Source organism: Akkermansia sp. GGCC_0220 (assembly GCF_017566105.1).
GTDB lineage: Bacteria > Verrucomicrobiota > Verrucomicrobiia > Verrucomicrobiales > Akkermansiaceae > Akkermansia > Akkermansia massiliensis.
This window is the reverse complement of the sequence record NZ_JABFCI010000010.1, coordinates 1-18,241: the sequence shown is the minus strand read 5'-3', so window position 1 is coordinate 18,241 and position 18,241 is coordinate 1. Positions and strand designations below refer to the sequence as shown.

Here is an 18,241-nt window from a genome sequence, read left to right as displayed (position 1 = left end):
TGAGTTTTTTTCAAGATAGTGATTCTTGGGAGAACGTCAACAAAATAACTGCATTGATCTGCATCTTCATGCTGTTCCGCGGACTCAAAGCCCCCGGGGAAAAGAACGGACGGCCTGGTTTATCTTCCCCAGCACATCAAAACACGCGAAATACGGAACCCCCTCTCCGCATCTTCCAGCAGCGTTCATGCATAAGCAGCATCATCTTATGATCAACCTACCTGACCTTTTCCAAACGCCGCTTGAGCACGCGCCCCGTGATGAAGAGGGGGGCCGCCCCCATCAGGAACAGCAGCAGGGAGTCCTTCCAGGGGGTAGGCACCGTTCCTTCGTCCGCGCTGTAGCCGGGATCGTCCGGAGCCTTCCCCGTGTTGCCCCACGGCAGGGGCTGGCGGCGCGCCAGGAAAATTTCCGGGCGGTCCAGCGTATCACGGCTGACGCGCTGGATTTCCGCGGATTCATCCAGCATTACAATGCGGTCATTGACGTAAAAGGATTTAACGGAGGGCTTGCCCTTCCCCTGCTGTTCCAGTTCCGCAATCACCTGCCTGTAGTTTTTCTCATAGCCGTTGACCGCCGCCCTACGTACCCGCCGGACCGCGGCCTTGGCCTGTTCCGGATCGTCCGCCCCGATGGCGGCTATGTGCAGGAGCGCCATCTTGAGCAGCTTGAATTCCTCAAATTCCCTGTTGTCCAATTGGGGCTGCTCCTTGAGCTCGTCCACTTTCTCCTGAATGGTTTCACGCTCCCTTTCCCATACGTTTTTGGAGGCTTGGTCCACCACCATCGTTTCAAAGGAGTAGCGCAGGGGGCAGAATTCCGCCACCAGCGGCACGCGGCCCGGCTTGAGGCGCCCGTGTTCATCCGTGCGGTGGGCGGACCACGGGATGAACTGGTTCATTTCATCAAAGTGGACAATGGCCCCGGCCATCAGTATCTGGGGAATCAGCAGCAGGGGCACCATATTGAGAGCCGCGCGCTCCGTTTTGGCAAAGACGGAGACCAGCAGGGACAGGCTTACGCCGATGAAGGCCGTCAGGGTCATCGTCCCCAGGTAGATCAGGAACATTTCATGGATTTCCAGGATGGCGTTCCCCACCCACAGGAAGAGGGCGGACTGCACGGCGGAAAGCCCCGTCAGCACCAGCGCCTTGGCGAGCACGTAACCGGTCACGAACACCTTGGCGTTGCTCTCCCGCTTGAGCAGGGCGCGGTCCTTGAGCACTTCGCTGGCCGCCCCGGTCAGGCCGAAGAACATGGCCACGATGGTCGCCAGGAACAAATAGGAAGGTATGTGAAGGGCGGTGGCAAACGTGTATTCCGGGCTGGAAGAGGCGCGCAGGGTCAGGGAAATCAGCAGGGCCAGCACCGGCCCTTCCAGCAGCATGGTGTACAGCCCCATGCGGCTCCGCACGCGGCCCAGGAAGGTGCGCACGGCCCAGATGCGGAAAAGCCGCCAGAGCTGCATCACGCTGCGCCGGGGGGCAGGCGGGAATTCCAGCGTGCCTTCATACAACGTTCTGGGCGCCCCTCCTTCATGGTGGTGCCCCATTACGTTGCGGAATCGGTAGCCTTCAAAGCGCTCCTGCCACAGCCGGGGGTGCTGCCGCCTGCGGCGGTCATGCCAGGAAAGGGGGGCCTCCAGCACTTCAAACACGTAGTCCGCGCCGCCGGCCGTCCGCGCCTCCTCGGAAACGTCAATGGCCATATCCACGGCCGCCTTCCGGAAATAGCGCATCATGCCCGGCACGTCCCCCCAGTAGGCCATCTGGCCGCCGTGGTCCAGCACCAGCACCTTCTGGAACTGGTTCAGGATGGCCGTGCTGGGCCGGTGCATGGTGGCGATCACCATCTTGTCACGGCTCATGTTCAGCATGGTCTGCATGACCAGCTTGGCGTCGGAGGTGGAAAGGCCGCTGATGGGCTCGTCCAGCAGGAAGACGTCCGCAATGCCCGCCAGGTCAAGCCCCAGGTTCAGGCGCGTGCGCTCTCCGTCGGAAATGGTGCGCGCATTCATCTCTCCCACGCGACGGGAGGCGATGTGCGTCAGCCCCAGGAATTTCAGAATGGCGTTCACCCGCCTGACGCGCTCCGACCGGGTCAGGCGCGGACGGCGGATGATGGTGGCCTGGGCGATGTGCTCGGAAACGCTCATGGCCGCATCCAGAATGTCCTCCCGCGGAATGAAGGCGATGTAGGGCCGGATCAGGTCCGGAGCGCTGTACAGAAGCTGGTTGTTGTAACGGATGCAGCCGCGCGTGGGCGGAAGCTGCCCGGCCAGCATGGAGAGCAGCGTGCTTTTTCCGGATCCGCTGGGGCCCAGGATGCAGACCATCTCTCCGCGCTTCACGGTCAGGTCAATGTTGTCCAGCACACGGCCGGAACGCATGAATTCCTTGGTCACGCCCTCCACGCTGAGGGTTCTGATGGCGTGGTATTCTTCATCCAGCACCCCGGCGGAAAAACGGCAGCGCAAGGCGTGATAGGCGTTCAGGTGCACCACGTCCCCGTCGCGCAAGGAAACCCTTCCCCGCACGGGCCTGCCATTGAGCAGCAGGGGCATGGAAGCCTCCACCACTTCCAGCCAGCCGGAATTGGTGGCGCTGGAAAAGGAAACCTCCAGCACCACTCCGGCGGCCAGACCCGGCGTCAGCAGCATGTCCCCCTTGCGCGCCTTTTCCGGCAGGTTGGTTACGCGCAGCTTGCGGGTCCCGGGGTCCAGGCGGAAGCGGCGTCCGATGTCCGACATGGAGTTCTGCACCTCCCCCATGGAAAAAGGCCCCTCCCCGTCCAGCGTGAAGGAGGAATAGTAGGCCATGCGCACGTTCTCACCGGGGTACAGGCGCCGCCCGTCCACCACGAATTCCACTTCCGGCCTCAGAACCTCCACCCTGCACGCCAACCCCATGTTCACGCGCACCTCGCTGGCCCGTGAACGCACCCGGCTGATTTGCAGGGCGCCGTTGTCCAGGGAAATATAGCATACTTCCTGCTTGCCGGAACGCTTGCAATCCAGGAAGAACGCGAAGTCTTCAAAGCTTAGCGGACCTGACGGCAGCAGCACCACCTGCCCGTTGGTCAGCGGCATTACCCCGCCGGGCGGCAGGTGGCGGCCGCGCACCACAATAGGCCTGGAGCCGTCATTCACCACCAGCACCAGGCGCGAACACCGGATCAGGCGGAAGGAAATGCCCTTGTCCTGTTCCGGCAGGGATACCTCCGCACCAATGCCGGAGGAAAAACCGACGCTGTACGCCGGCTCCTGGGCCTCCACGTCCGGCGTCATCAGAAGCTGCCTCAAGTGGTTTGCCGTACCCGGCAGTTCCAGGCCGTACGTCACCTGGTCAAACAGCTCCCCGGTCATGCGGGGGTCTCCCGTGTTGATGAGCAGGGAAAGCACTTCCAGCGCAATCGCCATACGCTCCGTCTCGTCCCTGCCGGAGGCGGCGGAAGCCAGCACATCCGCCACCGTCAGATTGGCCCGCATGGAACGCTCGAAACGGTTGGAAAGCCAGCGGTGCTCCACTTCCGGGAAGGTGTAGCGCAGAATGTCCAGCGCGGCATCCGCGTCGCGCGCGCTCAAGTGGCGGCGCCCGCTCAGAATGGTGGCAAACAGGTCCACCAGCGTGCCGGCATGCACTTTCATGGAACCGTCGTCCCGGCGCAGCCACGGCACGTAGGCGCCCAGCGTCCTGACCAGATTCAGCCTCCAGTGAATCAGCTTGGAGGGTATGTCAAAAAACCATCGGATCATGCCAGGGAACGCGTTGCCGGAACCAGTAGTACAGGGATTCCCGGCCTACCTCAAGCGCAACCGGAATTTCACGGAGAAATGACAATATTTTCTACAGCTTTATCTTGCAATAGGTCTGGAGGAAGTATAGTTCTGTCCAATGTTCATGCTTTCCATGCGAAAGCGAGCCAAATACATCAACATTATCACAACATGGATATTTTAGTTTCTACTCTTTGTGACTTCGCCGCCGACTACCAGGGCAAGCTTTGCATCCAGGGCGGTTTTGACTCCCTGGTCGCCCGTCAGTTCCCCGTCGTGCACCCCGTCTGCGCCGTTGCCCTGCGCATCTGCCTCACTCCTGAAGACGAAGGCACCCACGAACTGGGCCTGAGCATCGTTGACGCCGACGGCACGCCGCTGGACAAGGAACGCATGCCCATCAAGATCAACTTCCCGGTGCCCGCTTTCCCGGAAGGCGCCTCCTTCTTCACCCGCAACCTGATTATGAACTTCCAGGGCCTGCGCTTTGAAAAGCCCGGCAACTACTCCATCGACCTGACGGTTGACGGCGAACTGGCCTCCCGCGTGCCTTTCCGCGTGGTGCAGGTGCAGGAAGAAGCTCCCCAGGCCTAAGAATAATCTTCTTTTTCATCAAACCGCCTCCCGTTCACCCGGCAGGCGGTTTTTTGTTGGGGTGCATGGAGCCCCCGTCTGCCCGAAGGAGGGAGATGAAAACCACCGGTTCCATGTTCCCATGAAAGCCGGTTCGCTCACAAAGCCTTCCCCCCGGGAGCGGAGGTGGCTTTCCGGCCTTCGTACTGAAAAGCTTTTCAAAGCGGAACCTAGGCTCATTTTTCTCTTTTACTAACCGGACATGGCTATGAGGGCCGGGAGTCCCTCTTTCCCGGGAGAGCGCAGGCAGGCTTTCGCCGGGTGGGGAAGCGCCATGGTTGGCGCAGCCCTCTTTTCTCTTTGGAAAGAAAGGAGGTGCGCCTTTTTTGCGTTCTCCAGCCCCCTTTTTCATTGCGGTTCCCCACCGGATTGACCATGATACGAACCGCTCCCACCCGCCATGCAAACCCCACGCCTCCAGTACGACAGGATTATCATCACGGGCGCATCGTCCGGATTCGGGGAAGCCTTTGCCGGAACGCTGGCCCCTCATGCGGCGGAACTGGTGCTGATTGCCCGGAACGGGGACGTCCTGCGCCAGCTTGCCGCCGCGCTGGAAAAACGCCACCCCGGCCTGCGCGCCTCCGTCTTTCCCTGCGACCTGGCGGATGAAGCTTCCCTGGACACGCTCGTTTCACATCTGGACAGCCTTCCTCCGGGCAGAACCCTGCTGATCAACAATGCGGGAGCCGGGGATTACGGAGAATTCGCGGACGGCCGCTGGGAAAAAATCCGCGCCCTGCTGCGCCTGAACGTGGAAAGCCTCACCCGCCTGTGCCATGCGCTGATCCCCTCCATGAAACGGAACGGCGGGGACATCATCAACCTCAGCTCCCTGGGAGCCCTCCTGCCCATTCCGGATTTTGCCGTTTATGCGGCCACCAAGGCTTATGTTTCCAGCCTGTCGGAAGCGCTGCGGCTGGAACTGCGCGAACACGGCATCCGCGTGCTGGCCGTCTGCCCCGGCCCGGTTTCCACGGGCTTCGGAAAAGCGGCCCGGCGCCCCGGCTTTACCGGAAACATGATGCCGGGCCGCAACGCCTTTGATACGTCCGTTGAAACCGTCGTGAAAGACAGCCTCCGCGCCCTGTCCCGCGGGCGCGCACGTGTCTTCCCCGGCATGAAGATACGGCTGGCGGCCCTGCTGTTGAGCATTGCCCCGCTGGTGCTGATCCGCTTTTTCATGGGCAGGCGTCCCCGGAAAGTCCTTCCTGCCCCCAACGATTCACCTTCTTCAGCATCATGAAAGCACACCGCCGCGGAACACCCCGCCTCACCTGGTTCAAGCTTGCAGTCTGCATCTGCCTGGCAGCCATGGCGGCATCCCTGTTCACACCGTATCCGGCCCAGATTATCCGGGCCCTGAAAGGGGAACCCGAACAGGCGCCCCCGGATTCCGGCGCCTATCCGCCGCATGAATCCATCCCTGCGGAACAGCCAGGGCAGGAAGAGCCTGCGCCCCCCCTTACTCCATCCGTTTCCGGAAAGGAACCTGAAGATTCACGGCTGACCACGCCTTGGACGCCGGAGCGCACGATTGCCCTCCCCCCGGTGCAGTATCCCCCCTTCCCGCCCGTCCTCCCCACGAAGCCCGCGGAGGGAGCCATGACGAATATCTACGAACTGGCACGCGGCCTGAACCTGAAAACGCAGGTCAATTTCCAGCCCGGCACCCTGGCTTCCAGGGACAGGGAGACTAAAAGCAATTACCAGATGACCCTCACCCTGAACGTCAAGCAGCCCAAGGCCCTGACAAAGAAGGAGGACATCCTGAACATCAACCCCAAGCTGGGAACCATGCTTCCCGGCCTGTCCACCCTGTTCAAGCATGCGCGGGTCTCCCCCTATTACGGGCAGATTTACGTCCGCAAGCAGACGGAAATCCGCAAGAACCTGGCCTCCCTGCTCAAGCTCCTGGACCGCCATAATTACTACGATACGGAGACGATTCTGGAAACCACCTATCCGGATACGGGCAGAAAACTCCTCTGGCTACAGAGTGAAATGGACGTTGTTTCCGACGGTTCGGACGGGGACCGCTTGTCCACCATGCCGGATAAAATCCTGAAAAGCTCCTTCTACCAGCCCAGCACTTCCTACCGCTGGAAGAAGCGCACGGACAAGCCCAATCCCCTCCTCAAGCCCTGGCAGCAGAGGCTGGCTTCCTACAAGAAGACGCTGGAAAAAGCCTCCGCCGCGGAAAAACCGGCCCTGCGCCGCAAGATAGACCACGCGGAACGGGTCATTGAAGAATTGAAGCGCTACAGTTTCCTGATCTCGGAATACGATCCGTTCATCGTGGTCCCGCTGGGAGTGGTCAACCAATCCTCTCCCTTTTCCCCGCAGTTCGGGGATTACGCCGTCGTCATCGTGGGGGACAAGTTGTACCCGGCCCTAGTGGGAGACGCCGGACCGCGCTACAAGACGGGGGAAGGCTCCCTGCGCCTGAGCCGTGAAATCAACCCCAAGGCGGGGCCTTACAGCCGTCCCGTTTCCGACCTGGTAGTCAGCTACCTGATCTTCCCCGGTTCCGCGGATCCGGAAGCCGGACCGCCCGACTACGAGAAGCTTACAGCCAAATGCCAGGAGCTGCTCCATGACATCGGCGGCATGGGAAAGGATTTCAAGCTCCACCAGTGGGAGGACCTGCTGGCGCCCAAGCCGCCGCCCGCTCCCCCCGCGCCCAAACAAGGGAGCGGCAATCCTGCGGAAACACCTGCGAACGGCCAGAAGAAGGCGGATGCCCCGGCGGAAAATGCGGCGCCGGCAGCCTCCCCTGTCACTCCGCCCGCTCCGGAACCCGGCAAAACCGCCGCGTAGGCTACAGGGCTTCCTTCCAGGAAAAGAGAAAGGCCTTCCACATGCGGGAATAAACGTTCCCGCGCGTGATTTTTACCTTTCCTGTCCCCGGCTGTTCCTGCCGTTGGAGCAGTTCCAGCGTATCCAGCCCCAGCCATGCGGGCAGCACGGTGGAAAAACGCAGCCGCCCGTTCCGGAGGGATTCCGCATAAAACACGCCTTCCTTCAGCCAGCGTTCCGCCCGGTCCAGCCACGGCTGAACATCGGGAGTAGGCAAATAGCTTCTTCCACGGGAGAGGTCTTCCTCCCGGTCGCGCAGAATGTTCACCAATTGCAGCCCCATGCCGTAGTGCCTGCCCCAGCGTAAAAGCTGGTCCTCCGGCTGCGTGCTGAAGCCTGATCCCAGCGCCAGCAGGCCCAGCCTGGTCCAGAATTCTCCCACGCAGCCGGCCACCATGTAGGTATAATGCTCCAGTTGTTCGGGACATGAAACCGAGGAACGGGCTTCAAAATATTCCAAATCCCAGGCCTGCCCCTCCACAATGGTGGACAGCACCTGCCTCACGAGCATCTGCTCACGGGGGGAAAGGGCTTCCAGCAGCGCCAGGCATTCGGGGAAACGGGCCAGCAGCTCCGCCTCCCCCCGGTGCGTCTGGACGGTGGAAAGAATGCCCAGACGGCCAAAACAGGAGGCGGCGGCCTCCCGGGAGGCGTCCCCGGCTACCGTCGCGCCCATCATCCTCAGCAGCGCCAGGCGTTCCCGGCAATCCATGTCCACGGTATCCGCCACCGTATCCGTAGCGCGCGCCAGCAGATAGCCCACGGCCACGCCAGGGCGCATCTCCCGGGGCAGGAAGCGCATGCTCAAATAAAAGGACCGGGAAACGGCGGACAGAAGCTGACGAAGTCCTTTCATGATTTTTGCAGGCCCAGCCTGTGCATTTTATAATGGAGCACCCGTGGGGAAATGCCCAGTTCCCGCGCCGCTGCGGACATGTTGCCCGGAGAGCGTTTCAGTGCGGCCACAATCAATTCCCGTTCAAAGGAATCCACCATCGTCGGCAAGTCCGCATGGTCCTCTCCGTCACGGGAAGACGGGGCGTCATGGCTGGGCATTTGGAGGGAGGCGGGCAGGTTGTAACCGTAAATGCAGTCGTCCTGCGCCGTGATGACTGCACGCTCCATGCAGTTTTCCAGCTCCCGCACGTTGCCGGGCCAGTGGTAGGCCATGAGCATGTTGATGGCTGGCGTGGACAGCCGCTTGATATCTTTCCCGTATTTCAGGTTGAACTTGGAAAGAAAGTGTTCCGCCAGCAGCATGATGTCCCCCTTGCGCTTGGAGAGGTCCGGCATGACGATGGGGAAAATGTTCAGCCGGTAGTACAAGTCCTCCCGGAATTTGTTTTCCGCCATCAATTCCTCCAGATTGCGGCTGGTGGCGGCAATGAAGCGCACGTCGGAATGAAGCTCCCTGTTGCTCCCCACGCGGGAAAAAGTCTTTTCCTGAAGAAAGCGCAGCAGCTTCACCTGCATCTGGAGGCTCAAATCCCCGATTTCATCCAGAAACAGGGTACCTCCGTCCGCCGCCTCCGCCCGGCCGATGCGGCGGCTGGTGGCTCCGGTGAAGGAGCCTTTTTCATGGCCGAACAACTCGCTTTCCAGCAGGTTTTCCGGCATGGCCGCACAGTTCAGCGTCACCAGCGGCTTGTCCTTCCTGCCGCTCAGGTTCACTACGGCGCGCGCTACCAGCTCCTTCCCCGTTCCGGAACTGCCCCGGATCAGCACCGTAGCGTCGCTGGGGGCCACCTGGCGTATCTGTTCATACACCTGGAGCATGGGGCGGCAGTTGCCGATCAGTTCGCCCGGATTGGTTGTTAAAAGCTGGCGCAGTTTCTCGTTCTCCGCCATCAGGGCCGCCCGTTCCTCATGCGCCTGCAGGCTGGCCGCCAGCGCGTCCCCCACGATGTTGCCCACAATCTCCAGCAGCTTCTGGTCCCGTTCCAGGTCCGTTTCCCTGTCCACGGGGCGGTCAATGCTCAAGGTGCCGATCACCTGCTGCAAATGAATGATGGGCACGCAGATGAACGCCACCTTTTCCCCGCTCTTGCGGGTACGGGTACGGTTCAGGAACCTGGAATCCCGGGAAATGTCCTCAATCACATGGGGCCTCCCCGTTTCCGCCACATGGCCCGTAATGCCCTCCCCCACATGGTAATGGCCGCGCTTCATCTCCTGCTCGTCCAGGCCGTGGGACGCTTCTATCATCAGATCATTCCCGCGGCGGATGGTGAAGGTGCCGCGCAGCATCTTCATGCGGCGGTAGAGCACGTCCAGAATATGCCGGAGCAGCGCCGTGCCGTTGCGTTCATTGACAATGGCGGAGCTGATTTCCTGTAGCACGACCATTTCCAAATCCGGTGACTTGTTTATTTCATTCATGAAGTCCGGGGCTGGGCGAATATTAACCGTACGGTCCTGGCAGACCAACTACTTTTTCTTCCACCGTCATGCAGCCGGGGAAAAAGCTGCCGCGGGAAATGAAGGTAACGTTCTAGTACTTAACTTTGATGATGTTATGAACGAAGGAGAAAAGAAGTTTACAAAATTGTAATGCATGGCGCCTCTTTCCTCCCGTTTCACATGCCCACGTCTCCGCCGGACTCCCTTTTCATCATTTCCGTGATGACCTGGAACAGCGCGTTGCGGTACAGGACGCCATCCAGCCGCCCGGTATTTTTCCAGACCACGGGAAAGGCGGGCAGATGGGTCTGTTCAAACAATTTCAGGGCATCCGTCAGATGGGTGCCGGCGTCCAGCACGGGGGCGCCCGCGCGGATCAGCTCCCCGGCGGTGGGAGGAGGGCTCTTCCCCTTCTCCTCCATCTGCCGGCGGACAGCCAGAAAGTCATCCGGATAAATGGCACCCTCATAAGTCCCGTCCTTTTTCACCACAAAAATCAGGTCTCCGGGATTCCGCAGCATCAGGGAGGAAACGTCGTCCAGGGAAGCGTCCGGCGCCACCTGGGGCACCACATGGCGAGCCAGGTCATGCACATGGACCTGCGCCATGGGCAGGTTGACCACGGATTCCGGACTGCCGGACAGGCTGGCGGCATACATGGACCGCGCGCGAATCAGCCGCCCCGTTCCATAAGCGCTCACCACGCCGATCAGGAGCGGGTAAATCATTTCCCCGCTCATGGAGAACTCCACCACCATCACCAGCGCGGTCAGGGGAGCCTGGGCCGCCACGGCAAAAAAGGCCGCCATTCCCACCATCGCATACGCCACCGTATGGTTGCCCTCCATGCCCAGAGACGTCAGGACCGTACTGAAAATAAACCCGACCATGCTTCCCACGTACAGCGTGGGCGTCATGGCTCCGCCCACCGTACCGCAGCCGAACACGATCGCCACGGCGGACACCTTCACCAGAAGCAGGATAAACGCCTGCTGCGTGCTGTAATCCTCATCCACCAGCCCGGTAATCAGGGCCTGCCCGTTGCCCACCACCTCCGGATAAAAAACCGCCAGCACCCCCACAACCAGTCCGGCGGCCATCAGGCGCAGCGGCAGGAGGGACTGGCGGCCGTTCAAATACCTGGTAGCTACATCCAGCAGGCTGACCCATCCCCTGGCCGCCACGGCGGCCGCCACTCCCAGCGCAATGCACCACAGGGACTGGGAAAAGACGGTAAAGCTTTCAAACGGGGAACTGTACAGCGGGGCGGGATCCCCCAGCAGGTGCAGCATGGCGAACCCGGTGCAGGAGGCAATCAGCAGAGGCGCCAGAATATCCATGCTCACGGTGCCGATGATGATTTCACTCACGAACAGGCACCCGGCAAAGGGGGCATGGAACGCCGTGGTGAACCCGGCCGCCGCCCCGCAGCCGACCAGCAGCCGGAGCCGCGGAATGGACACGTGCAGCCGCTGCCCCACCGCGGACGCGATCAGGGCGGAGGACTGGATGATAGGCCCTTCCTTGCCGATGGCCGCTCCGGAAGCAATGCTCCATGCCGCGGAAAACACCTTCAGGGCGGACGCCCGGAATTTGATCAGCCCGTTTCCGATGGACATGGCCTCCATGTATTCCGTGGCCTGTCCCGGCATCCTTTTTTTCAGGAACAGCAGGATGCAGCCGGCCGCCAGGCCGCCCACCACCGGAATAAACATGCGCCACTCAGGCTCCACCTGGGAAAAGGTGCCTACGCGGGAATCCGACCAGATGCCCGTGAGCAGCCATTGAATCACTTCCACCGTCCACTCAAAAAACAGGGACATGCTGGCGCCCACCACCCCCACGATCACGGCCCACACGTAAGTGACCTGCCTTTCCCCCACCTTCCAATGATGGAACAGCCTTAAAATCCACCCGTACCAGACGGAATCCGGCGGCGGCTGGGGCTGGGGGGATGGAGAATTCATGGGCAAAGCGGCAATATTATTCCATTGTGACAAAAAAACGCCTCCGGATGTTCGATGCCGCAGAAAATACCTGCAGTGCTTCATCCGTGAAGGGCCGCAAGACGCGGAAGGCCGTTCCCTCCGGAGAAGGCGCCTGCCCGGCAAAGGTCTTGCACCGCGCCGGAAACCTGCTACACCGGAAGAACCCCAACCCCTTTTCCCATGCCTGACCGCACGCCGCAACCTCCGCCACGGCTATCCCCGCGCCTCCGGAAGCAGGCGCTTCTGCTGATTGCCTGCGTCATTTCAGGCAGCCAGCTGTACGGCCTCAAACATCCCGCCTCCGTCTGGCCCGCGGAACGGGAAGTGCTTTCCGGCCATTCCATCTTCGGACAGCCGGGGGACCCGGCCTCCCTGGTCACGGTTCCGCTGCCCTATCCGCTGAGGCCGTCCTGGTCCCCGGACACGGAGCTTGCGTCCATTACCTGCCACCGTTTCATCGCCGTGCCGCTCACCAGGATTTTCCAGCGAACGCTGGAACATTACGGCATGGAGCGCATCCGCGAACTGCGGCTGGACGTTTACGGAGGCTGCTTCAACAACCGCCCCATCCGCGGAGGCTCCCGCCCGTCCCTGCACGCGTGGGGCATTGCGATAGACATGGACCCCGAACGCAATACCCTGTACATGAGCGCGCCGGAAGCCGTCTTTTCCGGACCGGAATACGATGCCTTCTGGTCCATCGTGGAAAAGGAGGGGGCCTTTTCCCTGGGACGCGAGAGAAATTACGACTGGATGCACTTCCAGTTCGCCAGGCCGTGAAAGTGCGCGGAAGCCCCCAGGCGGCACCGGAGCGGCCCGGGCGTCAGAACGTATATTTCAGGTTGATGCCGTAATAAAAATCATCCCCCAGGTCCCTCTGCTTCACCACGGTCAGCGCCTGGCTGTAGTTGGTGAACAATTCCACGGTCAGGCGCGAGGTAGCGCGGAAGGTAAAACTCAGGTTGTAATCCAGGGCGTTGGATCCGTGGTGCACTACCGGGCCCACGTACCCCCCGTTGTAGCCGTAACGCACCACGGCATCCACCCTCACGCAATCCGCGATCTCCTCGTGCAGCCCCGCAAACACGGCGTAATAGCCGCGGAACGTATGATTGTTATACTGCCAGTAGAGGTCCGTGCCGCCGAACCAGCGGTCGGAAAAATGATAGGTCGTCTTCAGGCCGGGGCGCGGGATGCCCTTGTCCCCCGGAAAAACAAAGCTGTGCTCATACCAGGGCATCACCGTCCAGTTCCCCAGCTCCTTGATGTAATCCAGCCGGTACTTTAATTCCGCATGGTTCCGGTGGTCCGTGGAAACGCCGTACCATATCTTCCCCACCCATTCCTTGTACTGTATTTCAGGAACGAACATGCACAGGGAGCCGTCCCACAGGTCAAGACCCTCGCACTCGTACTTGCTGGCCCATCCCGTCTGGAAGCGCAGATAAACCCGGTCATCCGTGGGGCCGGCCAGGGAAAGGGGATGGGGGCAGGCGGTCTTCAGGTAGTAGGACTGATCCTGGCAAACCGTCGTGGAACCCCAGGCGCCGGGGCATGACAGCACACCCGCACAGGCCGCCAGCAATAGTTGAGTCGCAGTGTTCGTTTTCATATTCATTTATGGTTGGACAGGCGTTTTCTGGGGCGGCGCATCCGGACGAGGACGGCATCCTTCCATGTTGTACTCCCGCTCCGTTTTTTACTGCAAGCCGATACTCCGCCCGCAGCCGGATAAAATGCCTTCTGAAAATGGGACACCATGGAAAAAACAATATGCAGCCTCCAGAGCCAAAAAACAAACCTCCATTGAAAGATTGTGTCAGCAGGATTTGTATACAAGACCGTATTCATGAAGTTCCTTATTCCCGCGCTCGTTCTGTCCGCCTGCCTTCCCGCGGCATTTTCGCAAGAACAAATTATCCCGAAACCGGCAGAAATCACGGTGTTCCACGGGAAGCCTGCCCAGCTCACGCCGGCGTCCGCCATCATTACCGCGACGCAGGACAAGGCTTTCCTGAACCGCGCCAGGCAATTGCAACAGATGCTCGGCGAAGGAACCGGACTGCCCCTCCCCCTTAAAACGCCCGGAGAAGCACCGGAGAATGCCGCCTGCATCATCATTAAAAAGGACCCGGCCCTGGCCGCGAAGGGGGAGGAAGCCTACTCCATCCAATCCTCCCCCAGGGGAATCATTCTTTCAGCCGCCCATGCCAAAGGCATTTTTTACGCCGGGCAAAGCCTGATCCAGATGATGCCCGTCATTTTCCACGACCGGAAGGCGGACAAATCCGCCGTCCAGTGGAATATTTCCGGAGCTCCGTTCAACATGGTGGACTACCCGCGGTTCTCCTGGCGTGCGCTGATGATTGATGAAGCGCGCCACTTTTTCGGTGAAAAAGCCATCAAGCAGATCATCGACCAGATGGCCCTGTTGAAAATGAACATCCTGCACTGGCACCTGACGGACGACGTCGGATGGCGCATTAAAATCAAGAAGTATCCCCGTCTGACCACCATCGGTTCCAGGCGCAGGGAATCCGAAACCGGTACGTGGAACAGCGGCAAGTCCGACGGCACGCCGCATGAAGGCTTTTATACCCAGGAGCAGATCAGGGACATCGTTCAATACGCGGCCCGGCGCAATATCACCATCGTCCCTGAAATTGAAATGCCGGGCCACGCCAGCGCGGCTGCCACAGCGTACCCGTTCCTGAGCTTGAAATCACCCAGGGAAGTGCCCACCACGTTCATCGTCAACACGGCCTTTGACCCTACCTCGGAAAAGACCTATGCCTTCCTGTCCGACGTACTGGATGAAGTCGTAGCGCTGTTCCCCAGCAGGATCATCCATATCGGCGGCGATGAAGTGCGCTATGCCCAGCAATGGAAGGACGTTCCGGAAATTGAGGCGTTCATGAAAAAGAACAACATGAAGAGTTATGCGGACGTCCAGATGTACTTCACCAACCGCATGTCCGGCATCGTCGCCAAAAAAGGGCGCCGCATGATGGGCTGGAATGAGATTTACGGCCATGACGTCAACGGGGACGGCGGAGGCAAAGCCGGAACCAAACTGGACACGAACGCCGTCATCCACTTCTGGAAAGGGAATACGGACCTGGCTAAAAACGCCATCAAGGACGGGCATGAGGTCATCAATTCCCTCCACAGCTCCACTTACCTTGATTACAGCTACGGCAGAATTTCCCTGCAAAAGGCATACGGCTTCGAGCCCATTTTCCCGGGCCTGGAGGAACAGTACCATTCCAGGGTCAAGGGGCTGGGGACGCAGGTATGGACGGAATGGATTGCCAATACGGAGCGCCTCCACCACCAGGCATTCCCCCGGGCCTGCGCCTTTGCGGAAGTGGGCTGGACACCTGCCGGGAAAAAGGATTTCCCGGATTTTAAAAAGCGCTTGAAGGAATATAGCGGGCGCATGGACCTGATGGGCATCAAGTACGCCGGGGATGTGATCAACCGGATAGACAAGTCCGACTTTTTCAACACGCCGCAGATCGGCACATGGACGCCTGACGACCTGTCCGGACAGGAGCATTCGTTCGACGTCACCAAACTGGTCAAGGTTCCCGGCAAATACACCGTGACCCTGCTCTACGACAAGGGGGCACACGCCATTGAAATCGAATCCGTGGCCCTGTATGAAGGTGAGAAGGAAATTGCCCGGGACGCTCATTCGGGCAGGAGCGGTACCGATCAGAAAAATATCCAGTACATCCTGAACGTTCCGGAAGCCAGGCAAGGGGCATCCTACACGGTCAAGGCCAGATTCAAGGGGGCCGGAGGCAGCGACTCCTACGGAACGGTGTACTGTGAAGCGCCCTAAAAACTGCTGAATCAACCCGCAACAAAAACCGGAGGGGCTTCATGCCCTCCGGCTTTTGTTTCAGCAACCGGGATACTGCCGCTTGGACTATCCTTCCCAGGCATTGTTCTTTTTCAATCCCATCAGGTTTCCCAGGCACAGGGTGCCTTTCACGAACAGGAAGCCCGTACCTTCCATCAAGCAGAGCGGAATTGCTGCCGCCTTCACCCGGAGCTGCGCAACCCGGGTTCCGGTTGCATTAAAAAGGCGCCGGAGGCCCTCACTTGCAGACCTCCGGCGCCTGAATGACCGGAATCAGCGGACGATAATCTTCATCCGCGGAAACCGGGCGCAGCTCACATTTCAGCCATCATCTTTTCCACGTATTGGAAAAAGATGCTTCCGTCCTCCCCGCTGATGCCATAGTCTTTGGTATCCTCGATATTCGCATTTTTGATGCGGGTGATGATATAAACTTTGGAGAACATAATTCCCCATTGTCCATACTTGTCATTATCAAACCAAACGTGATGATTGTAGGTCGGCTCGAAGTAGATGGTCCCTCCGTCATCAGGCTCGGCGATCGGACCACAATATTTGATAATGATGTGGCTGATGCCCTTGTAGCACCACTCCTTTCCGCATTGCGGCTTCTTGGAGAGGCTGGTAGTCATCTCGATGGTGGCATTTGTAATGTTGAAGGATAATTTATCCTCATCATGGTACATGACCCCCTTTTGAGGGAGAGTCACCTCGTTCTGGATGGAGACCCCTTCATAAATGAGGCGCGCCCCTTTCCACTCCGTTTCCGGCGGAGCTATTTCCCCTTTCAGGAAGCAGGTCCCTGAGAGAGAAACCATAATTGCACAGGCAATTTTATTCATTGTTGTTTTCTGGTTTGTTGTTGTTTTAATAATTCCTTTTTGAGGAATTCCTTCATTTCCTGAACAGTTTTTTCAGGAGGATTTTTCGCATCGTCCCGGTACTGCCGCCAGTCGATGCGCAGCTTGGCCATGAGGCGCAGTTCCCTGGGGGAGAAAGGAACGGTGCCCGGAGCATTAGGCATGAAATCCCGGGACCGGTTGCCGATGTAATAAATCTGGCTCTGGTCCCATGAGCGCTTCATGGTTTCATCAAAGGAAGCCCTTACCCGGTCGTCACTGACTCTGGCTTCCCACTGGAGGCAATCCGCCAGGCAGCCGCCCTCCGCCCGGTTCTCCCGGGCCTGCCGCCACAGGGAGAGAATATACCTGTTCTGAAGGCTGCACGCCGCAGGCGTCAGGTACTTGCGCGTGTATTGCAGCTCATAGAGGGGCTTGCACACGGCCTTCTCCCTCTGCCCCAGGGTGGCTCCGTTCACTCTCTCTGGAGTGGGAACAATGCCCGCGAGCTGGCCGGCCACATAATAGGGCAGTTCCTCCGGCATGCGGATTTCCCACGGAATCTTTTCATTCACGAATACGCCGTTTAAAATGGTATTGAAGGAACCGTTGCGGCAAACACGGAACAGGTAGATTCCCCCCTTCCTGCACATGAACCTCTTATAAACCCCGGAACCCGCAAATCTGGAAACGCGCGTGCGCGCTTCCACCGGGAAGGAATACCACTGCTCCATGGCGGCGGTAAGAATTTTCCCCCATTTGTTCTGTTCCCCTATCGCGAGGTCTCCCACATTGTTGAACTGGAAGACGAGGGAGGAGGTGGAAGGATGCCTTCTGGCTTCCACCACGTAATCCCGCCTGGATTCATTGGAAAGATAACCGTTGGGATTATAGAAATACAGGGCTATTTCATGGACGCCCTCCGGCACTTCCACAACGGTCCAAATGTCGGGACCGTCCACAAAGCCCGGATACACTTCCCCGTGGTCGTCCCACTCCGCCTCCGTCCGCACGGAATCCGTGGGATCGAAAAGAATGTTGCGGTTATCATTCTCCTTGATGCTATGCACCCACCAGCGCAGGGCATCCCCCTTGTTGCGGTTGAGCCCCATCAATCCCTGGATCCAGTAAGAAGACACGGCCCCCTGGTATCCGGGATAACCCGGAACGGAGGAAAGGGTTCGGAACGACACGGTCTTGGCCTTAAACTCGGAATTGCTCATGGGGGCATTCGTGGCGCACAGCGTGGCGCGCGTCAGGCCGTACCTCCCGCACCAGTCCCCCTTCGTGGACCAGTCCTCCCCGCGGAACACAATGCTCTTCCCCGCATGCGCATCCGCTCCCAGCTTTTCCAGCCTCTTCAGGACTGCGGCAGGGTCTTCCATCCGGGCCGGGGACGGGAACGGAATCTCATCGTCCTGCTGCTTCCTGTCCAGTTGATAAGACAGGGAACCCTTTTTCAGACTGACAAGCCCTTTCCCATACGTCGCCGCCCAGACACTTCCGTCCTTCAGCGCCAGCAGGGAGGGGACATCCGTATTTTCCAGTCCCTTCCTGATTCTCCGGCGCACCGTCATCCTTTCGGCATCCAGCACGTCCACTCCCTGCGTCCGGTAGCCGATGAAAATATCCTTTCCCTGCCGGAGGATGGAAGACACGAAGTCTTCCGACAGCATTTTGGCATTTCCCTCACCCGGAACGGCCGTCTTCCGCGCAGCGGAACCATACAGATTACTATTCTTCCGGGCATAATCCCGGCCGCGCAAGAAACGCCAGGAGCTGATGCCGTTGCTGTACGCCAGGCCGGACCAGGTGCCTACCAGCACCTGGTCTTTTTCCGTACAGGCCAGAACATTGCAGATATTGGAAGGCAGCCCGT

The 18,241-nt window shown here is 59.6% G+C and carries 12 protein-coding genes; 5 read left to right on the top strand and 7 right to left on the bottom strand.

Translation table 11 applies throughout. From position 1 onward, the window contains the following. Positions 1-217: 217 nt before the first annotated feature. Complete coding sequence (locus HJW02_RS08345; RefSeq protein ID WP_022397737.1) at positions 218-3,754, bottom strand: ATP-binding cassette domain-containing protein; 3,537 nt, start codon at positions 3,752-3,754, stop codon at positions 218-220. Positions 3,755-3,946: 192 nt separating this feature from the next. On the opposite strand from HJW02_RS08345, the gene HJW02_RS08340 reads away from it, so the two are divergent. The 3 genes from HJW02_RS08340 to HJW02_RS08330 all read left to right on the top strand — a co-directional run bounded on the left by HJW02_RS08340 (position 3,947) and on the right by HJW02_RS08330 (position 7,228). Further along, positions 3,947-4,369, top strand: coding sequence for a hypothetical protein (locus HJW02_RS08340; protein WP_022397736.1), 423 nt, complete (start codon positions 3,947-3,949; stop codon positions 4,367-4,369). A 439-nt stretch (positions 4,370-4,808) separates the two neighbouring features. After that, on the top strand, positions 4,809-5,654 hold the full coding sequence (locus HJW02_RS08335; protein WP_240454347.1) for an SDR family oxidoreductase: 846 nt from the start codon (positions 4,809-4,811) through the stop codon (positions 5,652-5,654). Further along, positions 5,651-7,228, top strand: coding sequence for a glycoside hydrolase family 75 protein (locus HJW02_RS08330; protein ID WP_102721891.1), 1,578 nt, complete (start codon positions 5,651-5,653; stop codon positions 7,226-7,228). The genes HJW02_RS08335 and HJW02_RS08330 overlap by 4 nt, the downstream gene beginning before the upstream one ends. A gap of 1 nt (position 7,229) precedes the next feature. Here the strand turns inward: HJW02_RS08330 and HJW02_RS08325 are convergent, their stop codons facing one another. From HJW02_RS08325 to HJW02_RS08315, 3 genes are all read right to left on the bottom strand, one after another. Beyond that, positions 7,230-8,123, bottom strand: coding sequence for a squalene/phytoene synthase family protein (locus tag HJW02_RS08325; RefSeq protein ID WP_022397733.1), 894 nt, complete (start codon positions 8,121-8,123; stop codon positions 7,230-7,232). Next, positions 8,120-9,646: a sigma 54-interacting transcriptional regulator gene (locus tag HJW02_RS08320; RefSeq protein WP_102721960.1), complete on the bottom strand. Its 1,527-nt coding sequence runs from the start codon at positions 9,644-9,646 to the stop codon at positions 8,120-8,122. The genes HJW02_RS08325 and HJW02_RS08320 overlap by 4 nt, the downstream gene beginning before the upstream one ends. Positions 9,647-9,843: 197 nt before the next feature. Continuing rightward, entirely contained in the window at positions 9,844-11,634 is a 1,791-nt protein-coding gene (locus HJW02_RS08315; RefSeq protein ID WP_180971086.1) for a chloride channel protein, read from the bottom strand. 201 nt (positions 11,635-11,835) lie between these two features. Here HJW02_RS08315 and HJW02_RS08310 point away from each other — a divergent pair, with 201 nt between their 5' ends. Then, a complete protein-coding gene (locus HJW02_RS08310) occupies positions 11,836-12,435 on the top strand; it encodes a M15 family metallopeptidase (protein ID WP_102721893.1) in 600 nt (199 codons plus the stop codon). Between the two features lie 43 nt (positions 12,436-12,478). On the opposite strand, the gene HJW02_RS08305 is transcribed toward HJW02_RS08310, so the two are convergent. Continuing rightward, the gene (locus HJW02_RS08305) at positions 12,479-13,267 is read right to left on the bottom strand and encodes a hypothetical protein (RefSeq protein WP_146018241.1); all 789 of its coding nucleotides are present in this window, start codon (positions 13,265-13,267) and stop codon (positions 12,479-12,481) included. A gap of 237 nt (positions 13,268-13,504) precedes the next feature. Between HJW02_RS08305 and HJW02_RS08300 the strand changes: the two genes are divergently transcribed. After that, positions 13,505-15,502, top strand: coding sequence for a beta-N-acetylhexosaminidase (locus HJW02_RS08300; RefSeq protein ID WP_102721961.1), 1,998 nt, complete (start codon positions 13,505-13,507; stop codon positions 15,500-15,502). 335 nt (positions 15,503-15,837) lie between these two features. Here the strand turns inward: HJW02_RS08300 and HJW02_RS08295 are convergent, their stop codons facing one another. Further along, positions 15,838-16,365 (bottom strand): hypothetical protein, encoded by a 528-nt coding sequence (locus HJW02_RS08295; RefSeq protein WP_102726592.1) that lies wholly within the window; start codon positions 16,363-16,365, stop codon positions 15,838-15,840. Next, on the bottom strand, positions 16,362-18,241 hold a 1,880-nt coding region (locus HJW02_RS08290; RefSeq protein ID WP_208050629.1), incomplete at its 5' end, for a hypothetical protein. The genes HJW02_RS08290 and HJW02_RS08295, both read right to left, overlap by 4 nt.

Excerpts from the sequence above, each read along its gene's own strand:
- HJW02_RS08345 (WP_022397737.1), bottom strand. The coding sequence starts at position 3,754 with ATGATCCGATGGTTTTTTGACATACCCTCCAAGCTGATTCACTGGAGG.
- HJW02_RS08340 (WP_022397736.1), top strand. The coding sequence starts at position 3,947 with ATGGATATTTTAGTTTCTACTCTTTGTGACTTCGCCGCCGACTACCAG.
- HJW02_RS08335 (WP_240454347.1), top strand. The coding sequence starts at position 4,809 with ATGCAAACCCCACGCCTCCAGTACGACAGGATTATCATCACGGGCGCA.
- HJW02_RS08330 (WP_102721891.1), top strand. The coding sequence starts at position 5,651 with ATGAAAGCACACCGCCGCGGAACACCCCGCCTCACCTGGTTCAAGCTT.
- HJW02_RS08325 (WP_022397733.1), bottom strand. The coding sequence starts at position 8,123 with ATGAAAGGACTTCGTCAGCTTCTGTCCGCCGTTTCCCGGTCCTTTTAT.
- HJW02_RS08320 (WP_102721960.1), bottom strand. The coding sequence starts at position 9,646 with ATGAATGAAATAAACAAGTCACCGGATTTGGAAATGGTCGTGCTACAG.
- HJW02_RS08315 (WP_180971086.1), bottom strand. The coding sequence starts at position 11,634 with ATGAATTCTCCATCCCCCCAGCCCCAGCCGCCGCCGGATTCCGTCTGG.
- HJW02_RS08310 (WP_102721893.1), top strand. The coding sequence starts at position 11,836 with ATGCCTGACCGCACGCCGCAACCTCCGCCACGGCTATCCCCGCGCCTC.
- HJW02_RS08305 (WP_146018241.1), bottom strand. The coding sequence starts at position 13,267 with ATGAAAACGAACACTGCGACTCAACTATTGCTGGCGGCCTGTGCGGGT.
- HJW02_RS08300 (WP_102721961.1), top strand. The coding sequence starts at position 13,505 with ATGAAGTTCCTTATTCCCGCGCTCGTTCTGTCCGCCTGCCTTCCCGCG.
- HJW02_RS08295 (WP_102726592.1), bottom strand. The coding sequence starts at position 16,365 with ATGAATAAAATTGCCTGTGCAATTATGGTTTCTCTCTCAGGGACCTGC.